The 15,491-nt window shown below is 49.2% G+C and carries 13 protein-coding genes; 7 read left to right on the top strand and 6 right to left on the bottom strand.

Annotated features, from left to right (window positions below; translation table 11 throughout):
- Window positions 1–161 precede the first annotated feature (161 nt).
- The gene (locus tag ACES2G_RS10855) at window positions 162–1,595 is read left to right on the top strand and encodes a transposase (RefSeq protein WP_374000162.1); all 1,434 of its coding nucleotides are present in this window, start codon (window positions 162–164) and stop codon (window positions 1,593–1,595) included.
- Window positions 1,585–4,629 carry a hypothetical protein gene (locus ACES2G_RS10850; RefSeq protein WP_374000161.1) on the top strand — a complete coding sequence of 1,015 codons (3,045 nt, stop codon included), beginning with the start codon at window positions 1,585–1,587 and terminating at the stop codon, window positions 4,627–4,629. The genes ACES2G_RS10855 and ACES2G_RS10850 overlap by 11 nt, the downstream gene beginning before the upstream one ends.
- Window positions 4,630–4,707: 78 nt before the next feature.
- On the opposite strand, the gene ACES2G_RS10845 is transcribed toward ACES2G_RS10850, so the two are convergent.
- The 3 genes from ACES2G_RS10845 to rpmG are packed head-to-tail and all read right to left on the bottom strand — an operon-like array spanning window position 4,708 to window position 6,037.
- Window positions 4,708–5,340, bottom strand: coding sequence for a hypothetical protein (locus tag ACES2G_RS10845; RefSeq protein ID WP_347357429.1), 633 nt, complete (start codon window positions 5,338–5,340; stop codon window positions 4,708–4,710).
- Window positions 5,322–5,858 (bottom strand): dCTP deaminase, encoded by a 537-nt coding sequence (gene dcd, locus ACES2G_RS10840; RefSeq protein ID WP_374000160.1) that lies wholly within the window; start codon window positions 5,856–5,858, stop codon window positions 5,322–5,324. The genes ACES2G_RS10845 and dcd overlap by 19 nt, the downstream gene beginning before the upstream one ends.
- Window positions 5,858–6,037 (bottom strand): 50S ribosomal protein L33, encoded by a 180-nt coding sequence (gene rpmG, locus ACES2G_RS10835; RefSeq protein ID WP_041873421.1) that lies wholly within the window; start codon window positions 6,035–6,037, stop codon window positions 5,858–5,860. Before rpmG ends, dcd begins: the two co-directional genes overlap by 1 nt.
- 137 nt (window positions 6,038–6,174) lie before the next feature.
- Between rpmG and ACES2G_RS10830 the strand changes: the two genes are divergently transcribed.
- The 3 genes from ACES2G_RS10830 (at window position 6,175) to ACES2G_RS10820 (ending at window position 8,164) form a co-directional block, all read left to right on the top strand.
- Window positions 6,175–7,053, top strand: coding sequence for a ChaN family lipoprotein (locus tag ACES2G_RS10830; protein WP_374000159.1), 879 nt, complete (start codon window positions 6,175–6,177; stop codon window positions 7,051–7,053).
- A 61-nt stretch (window positions 7,054–7,114) separates the two neighbouring features.
- Window positions 7,115–7,519 carry a response regulator gene (locus ACES2G_RS10825; protein ID WP_347357435.1) on the top strand — a complete coding sequence of 135 codons (405 nt, stop codon included), beginning with the start codon at window positions 7,115–7,117 and terminating at the stop codon, window positions 7,517–7,519.
- Window positions 7,520–7,594: 75 nt separating this feature from the next.
- On the top strand, window positions 7,595–8,164 hold the full coding sequence (locus tag ACES2G_RS10820; RefSeq protein WP_347357437.1) for an XRE family transcriptional regulator: 570 nt from the start codon (window positions 7,595–7,597) through the stop codon (window positions 8,162–8,164).
- On the opposite strand, the gene ACES2G_RS10815 is transcribed toward ACES2G_RS10820, so the two are convergent.
- The 3 genes from ACES2G_RS10815 to ACES2G_RS10805 all read right to left on the bottom strand — a co-directional run bounded on the left by ACES2G_RS10815 (window position 8,161) and on the right by ACES2G_RS10805 (window position 13,032).
- Entirely contained in the window at window positions 8,161–8,742 is a 582-nt protein-coding gene (locus ACES2G_RS10815; protein ID WP_374000158.1) for a superoxide dismutase, read from the bottom strand. The two genes, ACES2G_RS10820 and ACES2G_RS10815, sit on opposite strands and share 4 nt — an antisense overlap.
- A 172-nt stretch (window positions 8,743–8,914) precedes the next feature.
- Window positions 8,915–10,864 (bottom strand): ATP-binding protein, encoded by a 1,950-nt coding sequence (locus ACES2G_RS10810; RefSeq protein ID WP_374000157.1) that lies wholly within the window; start codon window positions 10,862–10,864, stop codon window positions 8,915–8,917.
- Complete coding sequence (locus ACES2G_RS10805; RefSeq protein ID WP_374000156.1) at window positions 10,861–13,032, bottom strand: FecR domain-containing protein; 2,172 nt, start codon at window positions 13,030–13,032, stop codon at window positions 10,861–10,863. The genes ACES2G_RS10810 and ACES2G_RS10805 overlap by 4 nt, the downstream gene beginning before the upstream one ends.
- Window positions 13,033–13,219: 187 nt before the next feature.
- On the opposite strand from ACES2G_RS10805, the gene ACES2G_RS10800 reads away from it, so the two are divergent.
- Window positions 13,220–14,980: a SpoIIE family protein phosphatase gene (locus ACES2G_RS10800; protein WP_374000155.1), complete on the top strand. Its 1,761-nt coding sequence runs from the start codon at window positions 13,220–13,222 to the stop codon at window positions 14,978–14,980.
- 31 nt (window positions 14,981–15,011) lie between these two features.
- On the top strand, window positions 15,012–15,482 hold the full coding sequence (locus ACES2G_RS10795; protein ID WP_347357447.1) for a hypothetical protein: 471 nt from the start codon (window positions 15,012–15,014) through the stop codon (window positions 15,480–15,482).
- The last annotated feature ends 9 nt before the right edge of the window (window positions 15,483–15,491 follow it).

The following is a 15,491-nucleotide window of genomic DNA, read 5'->3' as shown; positions in this document are numbered from 1 at the left end:
TTTTTTAGGGACTTTTTTAGGGGTAGATTTTTCAAACATATCGAGGTTTTTTTACCACCAAGTCCTCTATATTTGATTTGAGACATATCAACGCGTGGCTCCGTTGACTCCAGAGGGCTTTTCTTATTTTCTATCCTCTAGACTTTTATCCAGAGGCGGATGTGAGAGTAAGGACCTATATTGTCGCGGCTTTTTTGAGTACAGCGGCAGCCCCAAAGGCAATGGCCCAATCCACGAGCTTGAAATTACCTCAAGCCGCAGGGGTGAGCTCTATCCATGCACCTCCATCCACGTCAAAACCTGCGACCGTTTATGGTCAAATCCGTATGGAAGGCATGCAATATCTGTCTGTCATTCCGGAATCGCCTCAATTGACCTACAGCCAACTTCTTTCTGCACGCCTGACCGGTCTTAAAGAGACCTCCTGGGCTGACTTTGCCGGGGATTTCTCTGGGGGAACTTTCTTCAGTCGGGGGCAGTCTCATCTTGTTGTGGCCGAGGCCTATGTGGCCTCCAAGGGGCAGAACTTCCGGGTTTTTGCCGGCCGTAAGAAAAAGGACTGGAGTGAACTGGATCGCCGCTGGCAACTGGGTCTGTGGCAGCCGAAGTTCGCTATTGATGCTCTTCGTCCGGAAGAACAAGGTCTGACAGGTGTCTTTGCTGATTACAACACCAGTGGCTGGGAAATCGTGGGGATGGCCACACCCGTGTTCATTCCAAGCATGGGCCCGGATATCCGTGAAGAGGGCGGCGGCTTGGTTTCTGACAGTCGTTGGTATCGCGCTCCTTCGCGCAATTACGACTTCAACAACAACATCAATAGGATTCAGTACCAACTCGATATTCCTGAAACCGCGAAATTGGTCGACAATGGCGGCGCGGCCATCATGGGTCGCCTTGGCAATAAGGAGCAGGGGCCTTGGGTTGTGGTCAGTGGTGGCTATTTGCCGGTGAATGAATTGATTCTTCGTCGCAAAAACTTCAAGGCCGCTTCCGAGGAAAAAGTGGATGTGACGGTGTCGCCGGATGTGACTCATCACCTGATCAAATCGGTGGATGTTGGTTATACCTTGGGACGTGTGAAAGCGTCGTTGTCTTACCTTGAGGATGATCCGAAGGAAAAGCGCCCGGACCCGGAGTGGTCTATTCAGAAGCTGATGCCGATCAAAGCCTATGCGGCGGCCGTGGATTTTTCATTGTCTGATATTTTCACCAAGACCTTGGCCTTCCAATTGGAGTACCTGAAAATCGAAGGTGGCGGTATCCAGGATATTCTTTCTGATGGAAAACCGGATGACTTCACGATGTTCGATGAACGTTTGAAATTCACCAATGCACTGTCGATCCGCGTGGAAGGACAGTTGGCAAGCTTCTTCCGCCGTCCTTTTGTCACTCGTTTTAAATATTTATATGACTATGATCAGCGGGGCTCTTTGTTAAGTACGGAGTTCCTTTATTATCCAAGTCAAAAGTGGGCTTTGGTCGTTGGAGGCGACGTGCTGGGGGTTCAGGATGAAAATCATGATCCGTCAGGTTTCCTCAATCAATACCGTGCGAACGACCGGTTCTACGGGGGCATGACTTATGTTTTCTAAAATTTCCGCGAATTTAACATCGGGTCTGACCAAGGCCCTTTTGCTTTTGAGCCTGACGGCAGGACTTGCTGCCTGTGACTCGAAAGTCGGTGAAGAACCACCTCCGCCGGACGCTCAGGAGTTCGGCGGCACCCAGTGTTTGAGTGATGCCAAGCCTGTTGTAAAGGCGTTCATTGTCGGTGATGCAAAGACCGACGAGCTAGAGACCACTTGGGACTGTATTGGCAGCGCGGTTGAAAAGTTCAAACGCTATGTGCGCGGAAGCAATGCTGATCGCTATACATCTCAGGAGCTGGCGACTTTTCTGGAAAGAAACTTCCTTGATCCGAAGGAAAAAATCACGATCACTCCGGCACTGCAAGTGGAGTTCATGAAGCTGAAGCAGGTGTTCGTGGGCGGCAGTCGTGACTATTTGACTCGTGCAGAGTTGGATAAAACCATTTCTTTGATTCGAAGTCTGCGTGAAATCACGGTGAATCTGAATCCTTATATGAAAGTCATTGCTTTGCGCTGGGAGGTTTCAGAAACCCCAAGCATGCAGCGTGATGTTCGTTACTTCGAGGAAGCCAATAAAGAGATTCAGGATGCGGCCCGCACGTTGGCGTCGCTGATCGAAAAAAATGGTCAGAGCTATTACCTGCAGGACTTTGTTGTCTTGATGCGCGAGATGTCCCAGCTCTTCGGGGAAACCTGGGAATTCCCTGACGTGATCAGCAAGTATATGCCGATCATCAAAAAAGTGAAAAAGGCTCTGGCCGGTGGGGATGAAAATTCCATCACTCCGAATGAATGGCGCCGTTTCAGTTTGCTGGGCGCGCGCGGTTATGTGCAGTTCCTGCGCTATCATTACTTTATTAAATCGGTCCCGGAAACAGGAACGGGATATCGTCTTTCCTATCTGGCTCGCACGGTCGAGGACGTTTTGTCGGTCTTCCAGGATCTGGTGGCCGAAAAGCCAGAAGGCGTGGTTTCCCGTGATGAGATCTTTGAGCTTCTGAAAACTTTGGAAGTCGTGTGGCCGGAATTCCGTGTTTCCTCCGGTCTGGTCTTTGAGGGCATGAAGTTCAAACAACTGTTCTTTGGCGGCAGTGTGGATTCATTGACGACCACGGATTTTGAAACGGCTCGTCTGAAGGTCAGCCGTATCAAAACGTTGATTGAACGATTCATGCCTTATTATTCCATTTATGGTCGCGAGTGGGACCCGGATATGTATGGTCCGGAAGAATCGCAAAAGCTGTATATGGAATCCCAATTCGTCCTGGAAGCAACAGTGCGTGAAGCCGGGGTTCTGTTTGAAGGCTCGTATGATCTGAATGATCTGTACAATATCGTGCGTGAAATCGAGATCCTTTATCCTCCGCAAGAAGGGCGCAGCCTGACCGGGAAGGTGAAAGAGTATCTGCCGTTGATCATTGATGCGAAAAACATCGTGCTGGGTGGAAACGATTCGTCTTTGCGCAAATCCAACTGGAGTGTGTTGCTGGGCTTTGCGGCGCGCGCATATTCCGATTATCTGTACTATGACTACTTCCTGAAAGAACAGTCCTTCCAGCAGCCACTGATTTTGAGTTACCTGTCAGTTTTTGCCAATCAAAGTTTGAATATCCTGCGTGATCTTCTTTTGGTGAAGAAGGAAAATCAATTCAGCCGTGTTGAGCTTGGCAAACTTGTGAAACACATGATTCGCCTGGAGTTGATCCCGAAAGCGATCAATGAACAATCTGCGGACCAACTGGTGAAGGTGGTTTTGAATAACATTCTGACGCCGCCGGAAGTGCGCATCGCGGGCCATCAGCCTGATGCTTTGACTTTGACGTCCGTGGAAGTCGCCCGTCAAGAAATGCAGATCTGGCTTGATGCTGAATTGATGTTTGCGCAGATGGCTGACGGCTGGAAAGCGGATGATGGCATCAGTGGCAAAGATCTGCTGGACGCCTTAAAGAGCACAAGCCGCTCCTTGGATGCATCGAATGGTCCTTTGTTGGCTGCGATGAAGGAATTGCTGCTGTCGGTGGATAGCCCTGTTCCCATGACAACGAATCATAAGGGCTTTGTGATCATTTCGAATAAGTTTGAACAGCTTTACACGCATAAGAGCTTGCGGGATCTGAATCGCAACAGGGCGGTGGCCCGTTTGCTGATTCGTTCTTTTGCCACAGATATGAAGCGCATTGAAACTTATCAGGGTGCGACCTTGCCTGAGGTTGAAGGTGGCTTTAATAGCTTGCGCTCCATCTTTGTTGAGATGGGTTTGTTGGATCCAAAGAACGTCAGCTTTGCCTCTTCGCGCTTCCGTGAAGCAAATATCTTTGTGCCTCATTCTGATGGCAACAGCCTGGCATCTCAGGCCGAGATCACGGATCTGATCGGAATGATCTGGTCGGGTGTGGGCATCAACTATGAGCTGCGTGAAGAACTGGTGAAGAAGTGTTTTAAGCCGGGTGAGGTCGTGAATGACCAGAGCCGTGTGAGTCTAAGCTGTGTGCGCAGTGCTTACAAAACGGTGATGGCTGATATTATGGCTGCGACTCCAGAATATGTGAGATTCATGAAGGCAGCCAGTGCGGATGACTGGGCTTATTACATGAATAACATCTTTATGGCGGCAGGCTATGTTCCGAACAATCAGAGCATGGCTATGATGGGAGATATCGCTCTGACGCCACACGTGATTCAGTATGTGGAGATGATCTTTGCCCGCTTTGACCGAAACAAAGACGCCATTATTTCCACTCCGGAAGCGATCAAGGCCTTCCCGGCGTTTAAAGGGTTGTTGAAAGAGCTGGCTAAAGATCAGTTGGACAGCGGCTCGATCAAAGAAAAAGATCTGCTGGATGTGTTCACGTTTATTCTGCGTTATGGAAAACCGCCAACGACGCTGACTGAAAAAGCCCGCTTTGTGTTGAAGTGGAAGGGGAAACCTGAAAAATGGGATGTTTGGGCCGACCGTGTGCAGTTGGCGCAGATTCTGGGTTATATTGCCGAGCAGGTGGCGAAGTCTCCGCAAGTGATGCCGAAGCCTCAACAGTAAGAAATTGTACGATTAGAAAATAAAAAAGGCCTCGGTGATTCACCGGGGCCTTTTTTATTTCGGATGCATCTTTGTTAATTAATCCAGAACCTTGGAAGTGGACACTTGTGCAGCTGTGACGGTGGCATTTTCCAGAATCAAGCCGTTGATGGTTCCATTGCCCAAAGCTGTTGGTAAAGGGCCTGAAAGGTCGGTGTTGGAATCAATGTCGGCGGTTTCTGGAGAATAAATCGTCACATCCCGACGCCACACGTAAACCCGTGTTTTGGTGCCGACATTGTGAACATCAATCACGACGTCCAAGGCTGTGGGGAAGAAAAAGCCGATATTTCCACCAGTGACTGTCTGAACAGAACCATTGACGCCAATCTGCATGCCGACACTGGCACCGTTACGGATAAACTTCACCATAACCCCGGAAGAGGGCGGTAAAACCGTGCTATTGGAATACATCACAGCAGTGACTGTACCCAAGGTGATATTATTCAAGGAAGCTTTAAGGGCCAGTGAGCGACTGCTCAGATTTGGAACAGTGCTTGTGAACGTGATAGACCCCGTGCCGTGAACGGCAGTAGAGTCGGCCTGAGAAAATGAGCCACCTGTGATCGTGTAGCTATCAAGACCAGAAATAGATTCAACTTCGCCAGGCGCACAGCCTGCCGAAGCCAAAACAACTAATATAAAGAGAGACTTTAGAATTGATTTTTCCACATCATAGACTCTACCGGTATCGGTTGTTTAGAGTTATACTTCGCGGAAGGTTTGACATTATAAGGAGTTAAAATGTCACCTTTCACTTCAAAGTATATCAACTGACCGATCGGCATTCCAGTATAAACACGCACAGGCTGTTTTACGGAAATTTCCAGAGTCCAATAGTTGCAGAAACCGACATCACCTTTGCCCGCTGTGGCATGGATGTCGATTCCGAGACGACCTACGCTTGATTTACCTTCTAAAAATGGGACATGCTTCAGAGTCTCAGTGTACTCGAAAGTCACGCCCAAATAGAGAGTGTCCGGCATAAGCACGAAGCCCTCTTCTGGGACTTCGAAGGTGCGAATCTGGTTATGCTTCTTAGCGTCCAGCACTTTATCTTCGTACACAGCCAAGGTTTTACCCAAGTGAACATCGTAAGAGTTCGTACCTAGGCACTCCCGGCGGAAAGGTTCAACCTTGATTGAACCTTGTTCCATGCACTCGAGAATCTGCTGATCCGTAAGAATCATTACTTAGTTTCTCTGTGAACTGTGTGGCGCTTAAGATTTGGATTGTATTTCTTCTTCTCAAGACGGCTTGGAGTCTTAGTTTTGTTCTTAGTCGTAGTGTAACGAGAAACAGGTTTGCCTTCAGCGCGAGCTTCAGTGCACTCAAGAGTGATGATGATTCTTCCTGACTTTTTAGCCATTGCGGTACCCCTTAAATTGAACCGTTTGTATTGCCATGCGTTGTATAGAAAAAATGACAATACCTTTTCAAAGGGGCTCAAGGTATCAAAGGAAATAGGAAACTTCAACAGGCAATTTCGTGTCTAGGAGGAGAATCATGAAGGGTTTTGGACTTTTTTTTAGTTCTTTGCTCATGTTGGCCTGCGCTCATGCCCAAACAAGTGGCATTTTGGCCGGAAACAGCCTTCAACCGGTCTCCCTGGCCGAGGCAGTTCAAAATGTCAGACCAGGCTCTATCGTAGTCATCGGCGAAAATCACGGATTCACAGAACATCAAACTCAGCAGGTCGCCATTATGCAGGCGCTGCGCGATCAGGGACTTGTTGTCTCTGTCGGAATGGAATTTTTTACATATACAGATCAGCCACTCGTGGAAGCCTATCGGCAGGGGACATTATCCGAGCCGGAGTTTCTTCAGCAGATCAAATGGGGCAGCCCTTCTTATAGCTTCTACCGCGATCAGGCAGTTTTTCCGGATCTGACCCAAGGGGCGGCGACCGTCGCTTTGAATGCGCCTCGGTCTTTAACGGGGAAGGTCTCCAAGCAGGGGCTTGCCGCATTGACGCCAGAAGATATGGCGTTGCTGCCTCCGCAGTTTTCTTTGGGACGAGATTCCTACAAGCGTCGCTTCCTTTCTATGATGCCGCATTTGCCAAGCCCCGAGGCGGGTGAGCGTTACTTTGCTGCCCAGTCCATTTGGGACGACACTATGGCGTGGCAGGCGACGGATTTCTTGCGTTCTCATCCAAATCAGGTGCTGGTGATCGTGGTTGGTGACTTCCATGTGCAGTTCGGTGGCGGTCTGCCGGATCGTCTGCGCACTCGCGGGCCGGAGTTTCCGGTCCTGACGTTCTCGCAGGTCAATACTCTGGACCTGACTGAGTCCGAAATTGCCACTGAGATCAAGCCGTCAGAGGTGGATGGCCCTCGTGCCGACATCCTGTGGTTGGCCCCGGCGAAAAGTCCAGGCTTGTAAAGATTCTTTGAGATTCACCCGAGGTTTTCTAGAATAGGGGGATGTAGAGGAGACTCCATCTATGTTCCCCTTGGAAACACGCATCTTGGTTATCGACGACATGCCTTCTATCCGTGATCTGGTTAAGAACACGCTCAAGGCTATGGGCTATAAAAATATTCAGGAAGCGGAAGACGGTGAACAGGGGCTGAAGCTTCTTCTTCAGAATAATACAGCGGGAAGTGCGATTCAGTTGGTGATTTCGGACTGGAACATGCCGAAAATGAAGGGGCTGGAACTTTTAAAACAAGTTCGTGCGACGGCAGAATTTGCCAATCTTCCCTTTGTTCTTCTGACTTCCGAATCCGAGCGCGATCAAGTGACCGAAGCGGTCCTGGCCGGAGTTTCTCAGTATATCGTGAAGCCCTTCTCTGCAAAAATCTTTGAAGACAAACTCAAAGGTGCCTACACCAAACACAATAAATAACTAAAAGGTACTTTTGGTAGCGGTAATGCGTTTAACGCTGTTGCACTACCAAAAGTAAGTCCGTACCATTGAGCCATGACTGTTTCCTATGATGTTTTGGCAAAGAATTTGGCGGCGCAAACCACAGAGCTTCGTAAAAAGCGGGGCCTGACTCAGGCGGCGCTTGCCAAGCTTGCAGGAATTCCGCGTTCGACTTTGGCAAATATGGAAAGCGGCATGGGGAATCCTTCGCTGGTGAATCTGGCCAGTGTCTGTTCAGCTTTGCAGGTGTCTTTTGAAGAACTGCTGGCGACGCCAAGATCTCAGACCCAACTGATTCCTAAAAATGAAATTCCGGCGACGAAGAAAGCCAAAGGCAATGTCGTTGTTTATAAACTTTTGCCGGACCCGATTCCCGGGATGGCCATTGATCGTATGGAGTTCGAAGTGGGAGCGCGTTTGGGGGGAGTGCCGCATTCCGCAGGGACGAAAGAGTATCTGCACTGTGTGCAGGGGGAGCTGACCGTCGTGGTTAGTGGAGAGAGCTTTACGTTAAAAGCCGGGGATGTTCTGGCTTTCCCTGGGGATTCGGCGCACAACTATGTCAATACCGGCTCAGGCCGTGCGATCGGCCTGAGCGTGGTCACGCTGACACCGAAGCTTTAAGCGCGGAAGTTTTTTTCAACGAAAGACCAATTCACGATCTTCCAGAAAGCAGCCAGGAAATTCGGGCGGCTGTTGCGATAATCAATATAGTACGCATGTTCCCACACATCACATGTTAACAGTGCTTTGTGACCTTTGGTCATCGGTGTTTCAGCATTGCTCGTGCTGAGGATTTCTAATTTGCCAGCAGAGTTTTTTACCAGCCAGCCCCAACCAGAGCCGAATTGTTTGACAGAGGCGTCAGCGAACAGCTCTTTGAACTTCTCGATAGAGCCGAAGTCCCGGGTCAAGGCCGCTGCCAATTCACCAGTGGGTTCGCTACCACCTTGCGGGGACAGGCAGTTCCAGAAGAATGTGTGATTCCAGATCTGAGCGGCGTTGTTGAAAACACCTCCAGAACTTTTCATGATGATCTCTTCCAAAGACTTGCCTTCAAACTCAGTTCCGGGAACAAGTTTGTTCAGGTTGTCCACGTAGGTCTTGTGATGTTTGCCGTGATGGTATTCCAAAGTCTCTGCCGACATGTGGGGAACCAAAGCGTCTTGGGCATAGGGAAGGGGAGGAAGTTGAAAGGACATAAGAGTCTCCTTGCTTGTTCAGGTTGAAAATCCAAGCTCAGGATATGGCGGGGACGGTGCGCTGGGAAGATGTCGGTCCTTATATTGGCAAAAGGACGGTATATTGGCGCTGCTGCTGATATATTGTCGTATTTTTCTGCGCTGTAGCCAGAAAAAACAACATGGCACCTTTTTAGGCGGCGGGTTTGAGGGATTTTTCTTTGTGGAATTCGGTGATGTAAGGGATTTCCACGAACAGGGTGCTGCCCTGGCCAAGAGTGGATTCGACCCAAACGCGACCTTGCAGGTCTTCGGCGGCCTTTTTGATGGCATCCATACCCACACCACGGCCCGAGATGTCTGTGACTTGGTCTCGTGTCGAGAACTGGCTGTCGAAGATATGTTGGATGATCTCCTGATCACTTTCCTTGGCGACATCCATGCCTTTTTGCGTGAGCTTTTCACGGATGCGCTCGGGATTGATGCCACCACCATCGTCTTTGATTTGCACCAAAAGGTAAGTTCCCTGGGTGTTGTGCGCCAGATTGAAGGCAACTTCCACATGGCCCTCGGCAGGTTTGCCTTGATCCACGCGCAGGTCCGGCAATTCGATCCCGTGATCTACGGCATTGCGGAAGGCATGCACAAAGGTCGCAAACAGACTGCTGTAAATTTCCGGAATCACCATGATATTGCCATTGGTGATTTTTAGCGGAGAGACCATCTTGTCGATCTGTCCCGCCACATGGGTCATGACATCACCATAAGGTTCGATGAAACGAGCCACTGGTTCCATCGCCAGTTCCAGCAGCAGTTCCTGAGCCACGGCGCCTCCACCGGGAAGACTGCCGACTTTGCGGGCAATGTGATTCAGTTTACTGATGGCAACCTCGATCTGGCGTTCATCGGGAACTCCAGAGCTGCCAAGAATTTCTTTGGTTTGATTCAGGAACTTTTCAAAGTATTCGTCGACCTCGAAGCATTTGCCTCGCAGGGCAATGAAGCCCGGATAAGTCCACGACTCGTTCAGTTCAGCCAAAAGCCCTTCGGCCTGATGACAGGCTTCCGCGACATCTTTGATTGAAAACAGGGCTGCGCCACCCTTCAGGGTGTGCAGATGGCGGAAAAGCTCTTCAGTGTTGTAAGGACCGTCGTCTTTGCTGACTTCCTCACGAATGTGCAGCAGCAAGCCTTGTGCTTCCTGAATGAAGCGATGAATTTCACGCTTGGACTTGATCATGTGAATGATAAGTTTGGCGTGTTCTTTTTCGCGCTCGGCTTGTTTCTGAGCTTCGACCAGTGAAGTGATGTCGGAGGCGACCACAACCACGCCTTCCATTGCGCCTTCATTGCTGCGCAAAGGATGGTACTCCAAAGAGATATTGCGTTCTTTGGTGTGTGGGTAGGTGACCGGGCCCAGACAGGACAGGTCTTCAAATGGCAGCATCTCCATAAACAGGGTCTGCATCCATTTTTTGAAACCTTCGACTTTATTTTCTGGAAGTTTTAATACATCCCAGATCAGTTGGCCATCGGGTTTGCATTCCACGGTGGCTTCACAGGCTTTGGAGGAAACATCCAGAATCTTTCCGTCAGAGTTGAAGATAAAGAATCCCTGACCCAAGCTGTCCAGCAGGGCGGACATGGTCTGATTTAAGCGAGATAATTCACGCGTGCGATCCGCGACCATTTGTTCCAAATTTTTACTGTAATCTTCAAGCTGGGACTTGGCATCTTCCAAGGCCTTGATGACGTCTTCTTTTTGCTCCAGTTCGGCTCTGTACTTCTTTTGCAGACGTTCTTCCAAAGTCACGTCACGCACAAAGACAATCCAGTTTTTATCACCCATGGAATCAAAAATCGGCTGCAAAGTGATTTGCACCTTGCCCTCGTCAGCATGCAGGGCTTTGAAGTTCACTTCCTTATAGGGAGTGGCATCACAAATAGAAAGCAAATTGTCCAGTGCTTCGATCGGCTCGCTGAATTGGAAGAGTTCGTTGAATTTCATCCCTTTTGTGATCTTGCGGATGGACAGTCCGGCGACAATGGCCGCTGTTTCATTGCAATAGACAACCTTTTGTTCTGCATTGAGAACAAAAACAGGCTCCAAAAGGGTGTCAAAAAGAGAGTATTGAATCTTCATTTTACGAACGTCTCATTTCTCTGGTGATAAAGGGTGAACTCGCGTTTTTCCGCCCATTCTGAAAGCTCAACATCACCTTTGGCTTCAGCACGGACGCGCCAGTAGATTTTTCCGAGAGGAACTTTTTCTTTAATCAAATAACGATTGCCCGCCAAAGATTTGGAAATCAACGTGCGGGAGAAGTCCGGCTTGTCGGAAATCTCGATGCGATAAGAAGTCGCACCCTCGACCTTTTTCCATTCCAGCCAGATGAAGGGTTCCATCTCGGTTTGCAGGAAGATCGAGGCATTGTTGAAGGGTTCCATCAGGGCCGGGGCAATCAACGGCGTGCGGAAGGTGTAAAGAACTTCCTGGATATTTGAAAACTCCGTCAGAGGTTTGTTGGCTTCATCCAAGGCCTGCACACGCACGGCATAGTTGCCCGGATCGTTCAGCACCAAAGCACCAGAGCTTGTGGAATATTCCATCTGTTGTGGGTGAGAGAAGTCCTTCGACTTATCCACCTGAACCAGATAGGACTTGGCAAACGGAACGTCGCTCCAGCTGATCGGGGTTTCTTTTGGTCCCGGAGCCTGGCCGACAGCGTTGATTGTTTTTAATGGATTTAAAGTCAGGCCACCAACGCTGACGTCGATGGTGCCAACCTCACTGGGTTCGCTGAGCAGGCCATTGAGGCCCTTGGCAAAGACGCGGTAATAGTGCTTGCCTGGTTTGAACTGAGACCAAGCCACTTGGTTTTGCGTTATCTCGTATTTTTCAGTCTCGGCAAAGCTGACATCTTTGGCAATTTGCAGTTGATAAGCCTTCACCTGCAGCACAGGTTTCCACGCAAGCTTCGGAGCTTCCGGTGAAGCCGGGTTGCGGTCCTGACCTGTCGGAGCCTTGAAGTCCACCTTCTTGGTCACAAGCACCGGACGATTTGGGCGCTCTTCTTTATGCGCGGCCAGATTCAGGGTGAAGGACACGGGCTCAGACCAAGGCGAAAGATTTTTGTTTTCCGTTTGACCTTGAACACGCACCCAGTAAGTTCCGCTGGACAGGCGAGGAGTCAGTGCCGCCAAAGTGGCCGTTTGACCTTCTTTCAGAACAGTTTGGAATTCCGGGTCCTGAGAAATCTGCCAGGTGAAGTTTTTCAGTTGAGCCGAAGCTTTCCACTGAACTTCCGTGCTGGTGGCAAGTTCTTCCTGAGGTTTGACTTTCAGTTCCAGATTGATTTGGGCGGCTGGCAAAGGTGTGGTGATTTCCGGTCCCGCCAAGTGAGAGATGTTCATGCGATGCGGAGCCGATGTAATGCCTGCTTCGCCATTGCGATCAAAGGTTTTTACACGCCAGAAGTAAGGACCTGGCTGCAAAGGTTCCGTCACAGCAGCATGCTGTTCATTGGTGGTTTTGGATAGGGCCACGGAACTGAAGTCTTCCGTTGGAGAGATTTCCATTTCATAGCGCGCGATATCGCCTTTGCCATACCATTCAAAAGGCAGTGGATCATCAGGATTGATACGCAGCCAGTTGATATTGTCAGCGGTTTTAAGCACTAACTGCGGTTTTTCCACAGGCTTGATGTCGCCATCTTTTTTTACCGCCACAACTGCGTTTTTTGGCAATTCTTTGACGGCTTGGTTTTTCTTATCGATGTATTTTATGTCACCGGAAAGCAGCTTTAAATCAACCGTGCCGCTGTGGGCTTTGTTGAATCTGATTTTAGGCTTTTCCTGGGTGTTCGTTGGCGTACTTTCCAGTTTGAATTCTTCTTGGCCGGAAGTGATCGTCAGGGAGGCACCTTGAGCCAGTTCCCCGGTCAAGTTACCGTAACGCAGATCCAGATTCATCTGGCCGTTTTTAAGGTTCAGTGTGATTAAAGAATTCGGTTCGATGCGAATTTGTGTTCCGTCCTGAAGTTGGATAGTGGCTTCTGAACGATCGCCCGTGAAGATAGAGTCGTTCTGATAGACACTGTCCTGTCTGGAGGCGGGCAGCCAGCTGAAGGTGTCCAGATTTTTACGGCGCACGTCGTTTTGTGAAATCGCCACGGCACCAATAAGTTCTAATTCACTGTTGTTGGCTTTTGGGAATAGCAATGAGTCGTCGTACAAGAAGTACGAGAAGACCATGAGCACAAGCAGGGCTCCGGTGAAAATCATTTTTTCTGTTCGTCCAAAACGCGACATAAGACTCCTGCTCAAAGCTTATCGGTCGGAAAAGACAAGAGATTTACGGACCTTGGGCTAAGTTATATGAGATTTTGTTTTCGGACCCTTTGTGAAAGGGCATAATGAACTCGTGAAAAAACGTGGATTATCAATAAGATACAAAATTCTTTTGCTCCTCACTTCACTGCCTTTAATTACACTGACTGTGTATTTAATCCTGGCTTTGCGAATCTTTGAAGAAGACAAGATCGCCTACGTCTTTGATTCTTCCAGCAGAATGTCAGGAACCATGGCGGCTCAAATTAAGACACAGCTTAATGGTGTGTTGGGAACGACCAAGCCGATCTTTCAGGATTATCTAAGTCAGCAAAAGTTTTCCTCTGTCGGAGAATCCATTTTTCAGAATGAATTTAATCTGGAAGCACTCGTGGTTTTCAAACCATCGGCCACAGGCAGTTATGAAAAATCTGCGATTCTGGAAAAAGTTCCTGATCAAACCGCCGGTGTTCTGGCTCAGCTGCAAAGCCAGATGCCGTCCTACTTTGCGGAAGTGGAAGCTTCCCGTCGAGTGGTGAAGGTTCCTTTCAGTGATGATCGTGTTTTTATTCTGGAAAAAGTCAGTGACGAAACCAACACCCGCAATACAGTGTTTTTGGTCATTGTTAAAATGAGTGAGGCTTCCGAGATGTTCCGTGCGGCAATGTCTCAGAAACTTTATTTGATCTCGACGGATGGAACTATTCTGTTTGGGCCGGATGGGACTCCGGGACAGAAGCTGCAAGGCACCGTCAGTCCCCAGTTCTTAGCCCACGCCAACAAACAAATCGCTCAAGGAGCTGAAACCGACCAAGGAGCTGATGGTAAAGAGCTTTTGGTTTCATACTCGCGAGCGGGCTTTGGTGATCTGATCGTTGTAACGACCGTGGAAAAAGAAAAAGCTCTGGGGGCGGTTCAGATTTTGATCAGGAAATCTTTGATCTTCTTCGGACTTCTGATTTCCGTCACGGTGATCCTGAGCCTGTTTGCCTCCAGTGGTCTTACTCAGGCGTTGACCCAGCTTTTTGATGCGACCAAGAAGGTGGCCGAAGGGGATTTCAATATTCGTGTGGATGTGAAGTCCAACGACGAAGTCGGAAGTCTGGCTGATAATTTCAATATCATGGCGGCGGAAGTGTCGCGTTTGCTGGATCAGACCGCTGAAAAAGCGCGTATGGAATCCGAGTTGCAAACCGCGAAAACTGTGCAGGAAACCCTGTTCCCGGAAACGCAGGCCAAGATCGGTCCTTTGGCAATTGCAGGTTACTATGAGCCGGCCAGTGAGTGCGGTGGGGACTGGTGGCATTACTGTCAGATCGGCAACAAGATCTTCCTGTGGATCGGGGATGCGACAGGGCACGGGGCCCCAGCAGCGTTGATCACCAGTGCGGCGAAATCGGCATCCACGATCATTGAAAGACTGAATATCACTCCGGCCAAAGCGCTGGAGCTGCTGAATCGATCCATCTATGATGTTTCCAAAGGGCGCATCATGATGACGTTCTTCCTGGCATCTTTCGATCTGGAAACCGGAGAACTGGCCTATTGCAATGCTTCGCACGAAGCTCCGTTCCTGATGAAGAAAGGTGAGGGGGCCTTAAAGAAAAAAGATCTGATACCTCTGAATGAAGTGAATAATCCCAGATTGGGGCAGGCTCGTGATTCGGTTTATGAGCAGACAACCATTCAGGTTGAAACAGGGGATCTTGTTTTCTTTTATACGGACGGAATTCCTGATATTCAGGATCCTGCAAAGGCGGCGTGGGGCGAGCGTGAATTTATTAAAGCTCTGATTGCGGCGAATAAGGATTTCCCGGGCGTCAACGAGTCTGTCGAACGATTTGCTCACAGCTTCCAAGCCCATCGTCAAGGCGCGCCCTTAATCGATGACGTCACGTTTTTTGTAGTTAAAAATGAAGGTCTTAGTTAAAATTGGTATCTGAACGAGGAGATTGAACATTATGGGTAAACTCGATGTAAAAATGAACAAAGCCGCCGATAAGCTGACTGTCCAAATGGCAGGAACCATCGATGAGGATGTTGATTTTTCTCAGTTCGGCCTTGGCGGCAATCCACAGATTGAAGTGGAGCTGAGCGGACTGAAAAGCATCAACTCTTGCGGTATCCGTGAATGGATCAAATGGATGGGCACTGCCGGTCCGGCGCAGATCAGTTTTAGCAATTGCCCCAAGGTGATTGTGGATCAGATCAACATGGTGGATGGATTTCTGCCTGCAACAGGCAAAGTGGCTTCTTTCTTTGTCCCTTATTATAATGATGATTCCGGCTCTGAAAAGAACGTCCTGTTCCGTTATGGGACAGAGTTCAGTGAGGGTGGGGTGAACCCTCCTGCATCCGTGAAGGATGAAGAAGGCAACGAGATGGAGATGGATGTCATTGAATCAAAGTACTTTAAGTTCCTGAAAAAATAGAAAGCAGTC

Origin of the sequence: Bdellovibrio bacteriovorus, from assembly GCF_041888015.1 — a bacterium.
Taxonomy (GTDB): domain Bacteria; phylum Bdellovibrionota; class Bdellovibrionia; order Bdellovibrionales; family Bdellovibrionaceae; genus Bdellovibrio.
This window is presented reverse-complemented; position numbering and strand designations above follow the sequence as displayed.

Coding starts and splice junctions, on each gene's coding strand:
- ACES2G_RS10795 (WP_347357447.1), top strand. CDS start 15,012: ATGGGTAAACTCGATGTAAAAATGAACAAAGCCGCCGATAAGCTGACT.
- ACES2G_RS10830 (WP_374000159.1), top strand. CDS start 6,175: ATGAAGGGTTTTGGACTTTTTTTTAGTTCTTTGCTCATGTTGGCCTGC.
- ACES2G_RS10810 (WP_374000157.1), bottom strand. CDS start 10,864: ATGAAGATTCAATACTCTCTTTTTGACACCCTTTTGGAGCCTGTTTTT.
- ACES2G_RS10805 (WP_374000156.1), bottom strand. CDS start 13,032: ATGTCGCGTTTTGGACGAACAGAAAAAATGATTTTCACCGGAGCCCTG.
- ACES2G_RS10815 (WP_374000158.1), bottom strand. CDS start 8,742: ATGTCCTTTCAACTTCCTCCCCTTCCCTATGCCCAAGACGCTTTGGTT.
- dcd (WP_374000160.1), bottom strand. CDS start 5,858: ATGATTCTTACGGATCAGCAGATTCTCGAGTGCATGGAACAAGGTTCA.
- ACES2G_RS10850 (WP_374000161.1), top strand. CDS start 1,585: ATGTTTTCTAAAATTTCCGCGAATTTAACATCGGGTCTGACCAAGGCC.
- ACES2G_RS10820 (WP_347357437.1), top strand. CDS start 7,595: ATGACTGTTTCCTATGATGTTTTGGCAAAGAATTTGGCGGCGCAAACC.
- rpmG (WP_041873421.1), bottom strand. CDS start 6,037: ATGGCTAAAAAGTCAGGAAGAATCATCATCACTCTTGAGTGCACTGAA.
- ACES2G_RS10825 (WP_347357435.1), top strand. CDS start 7,115: ATGTTCCCCTTGGAAACACGCATCTTGGTTATCGACGACATGCCTTCT.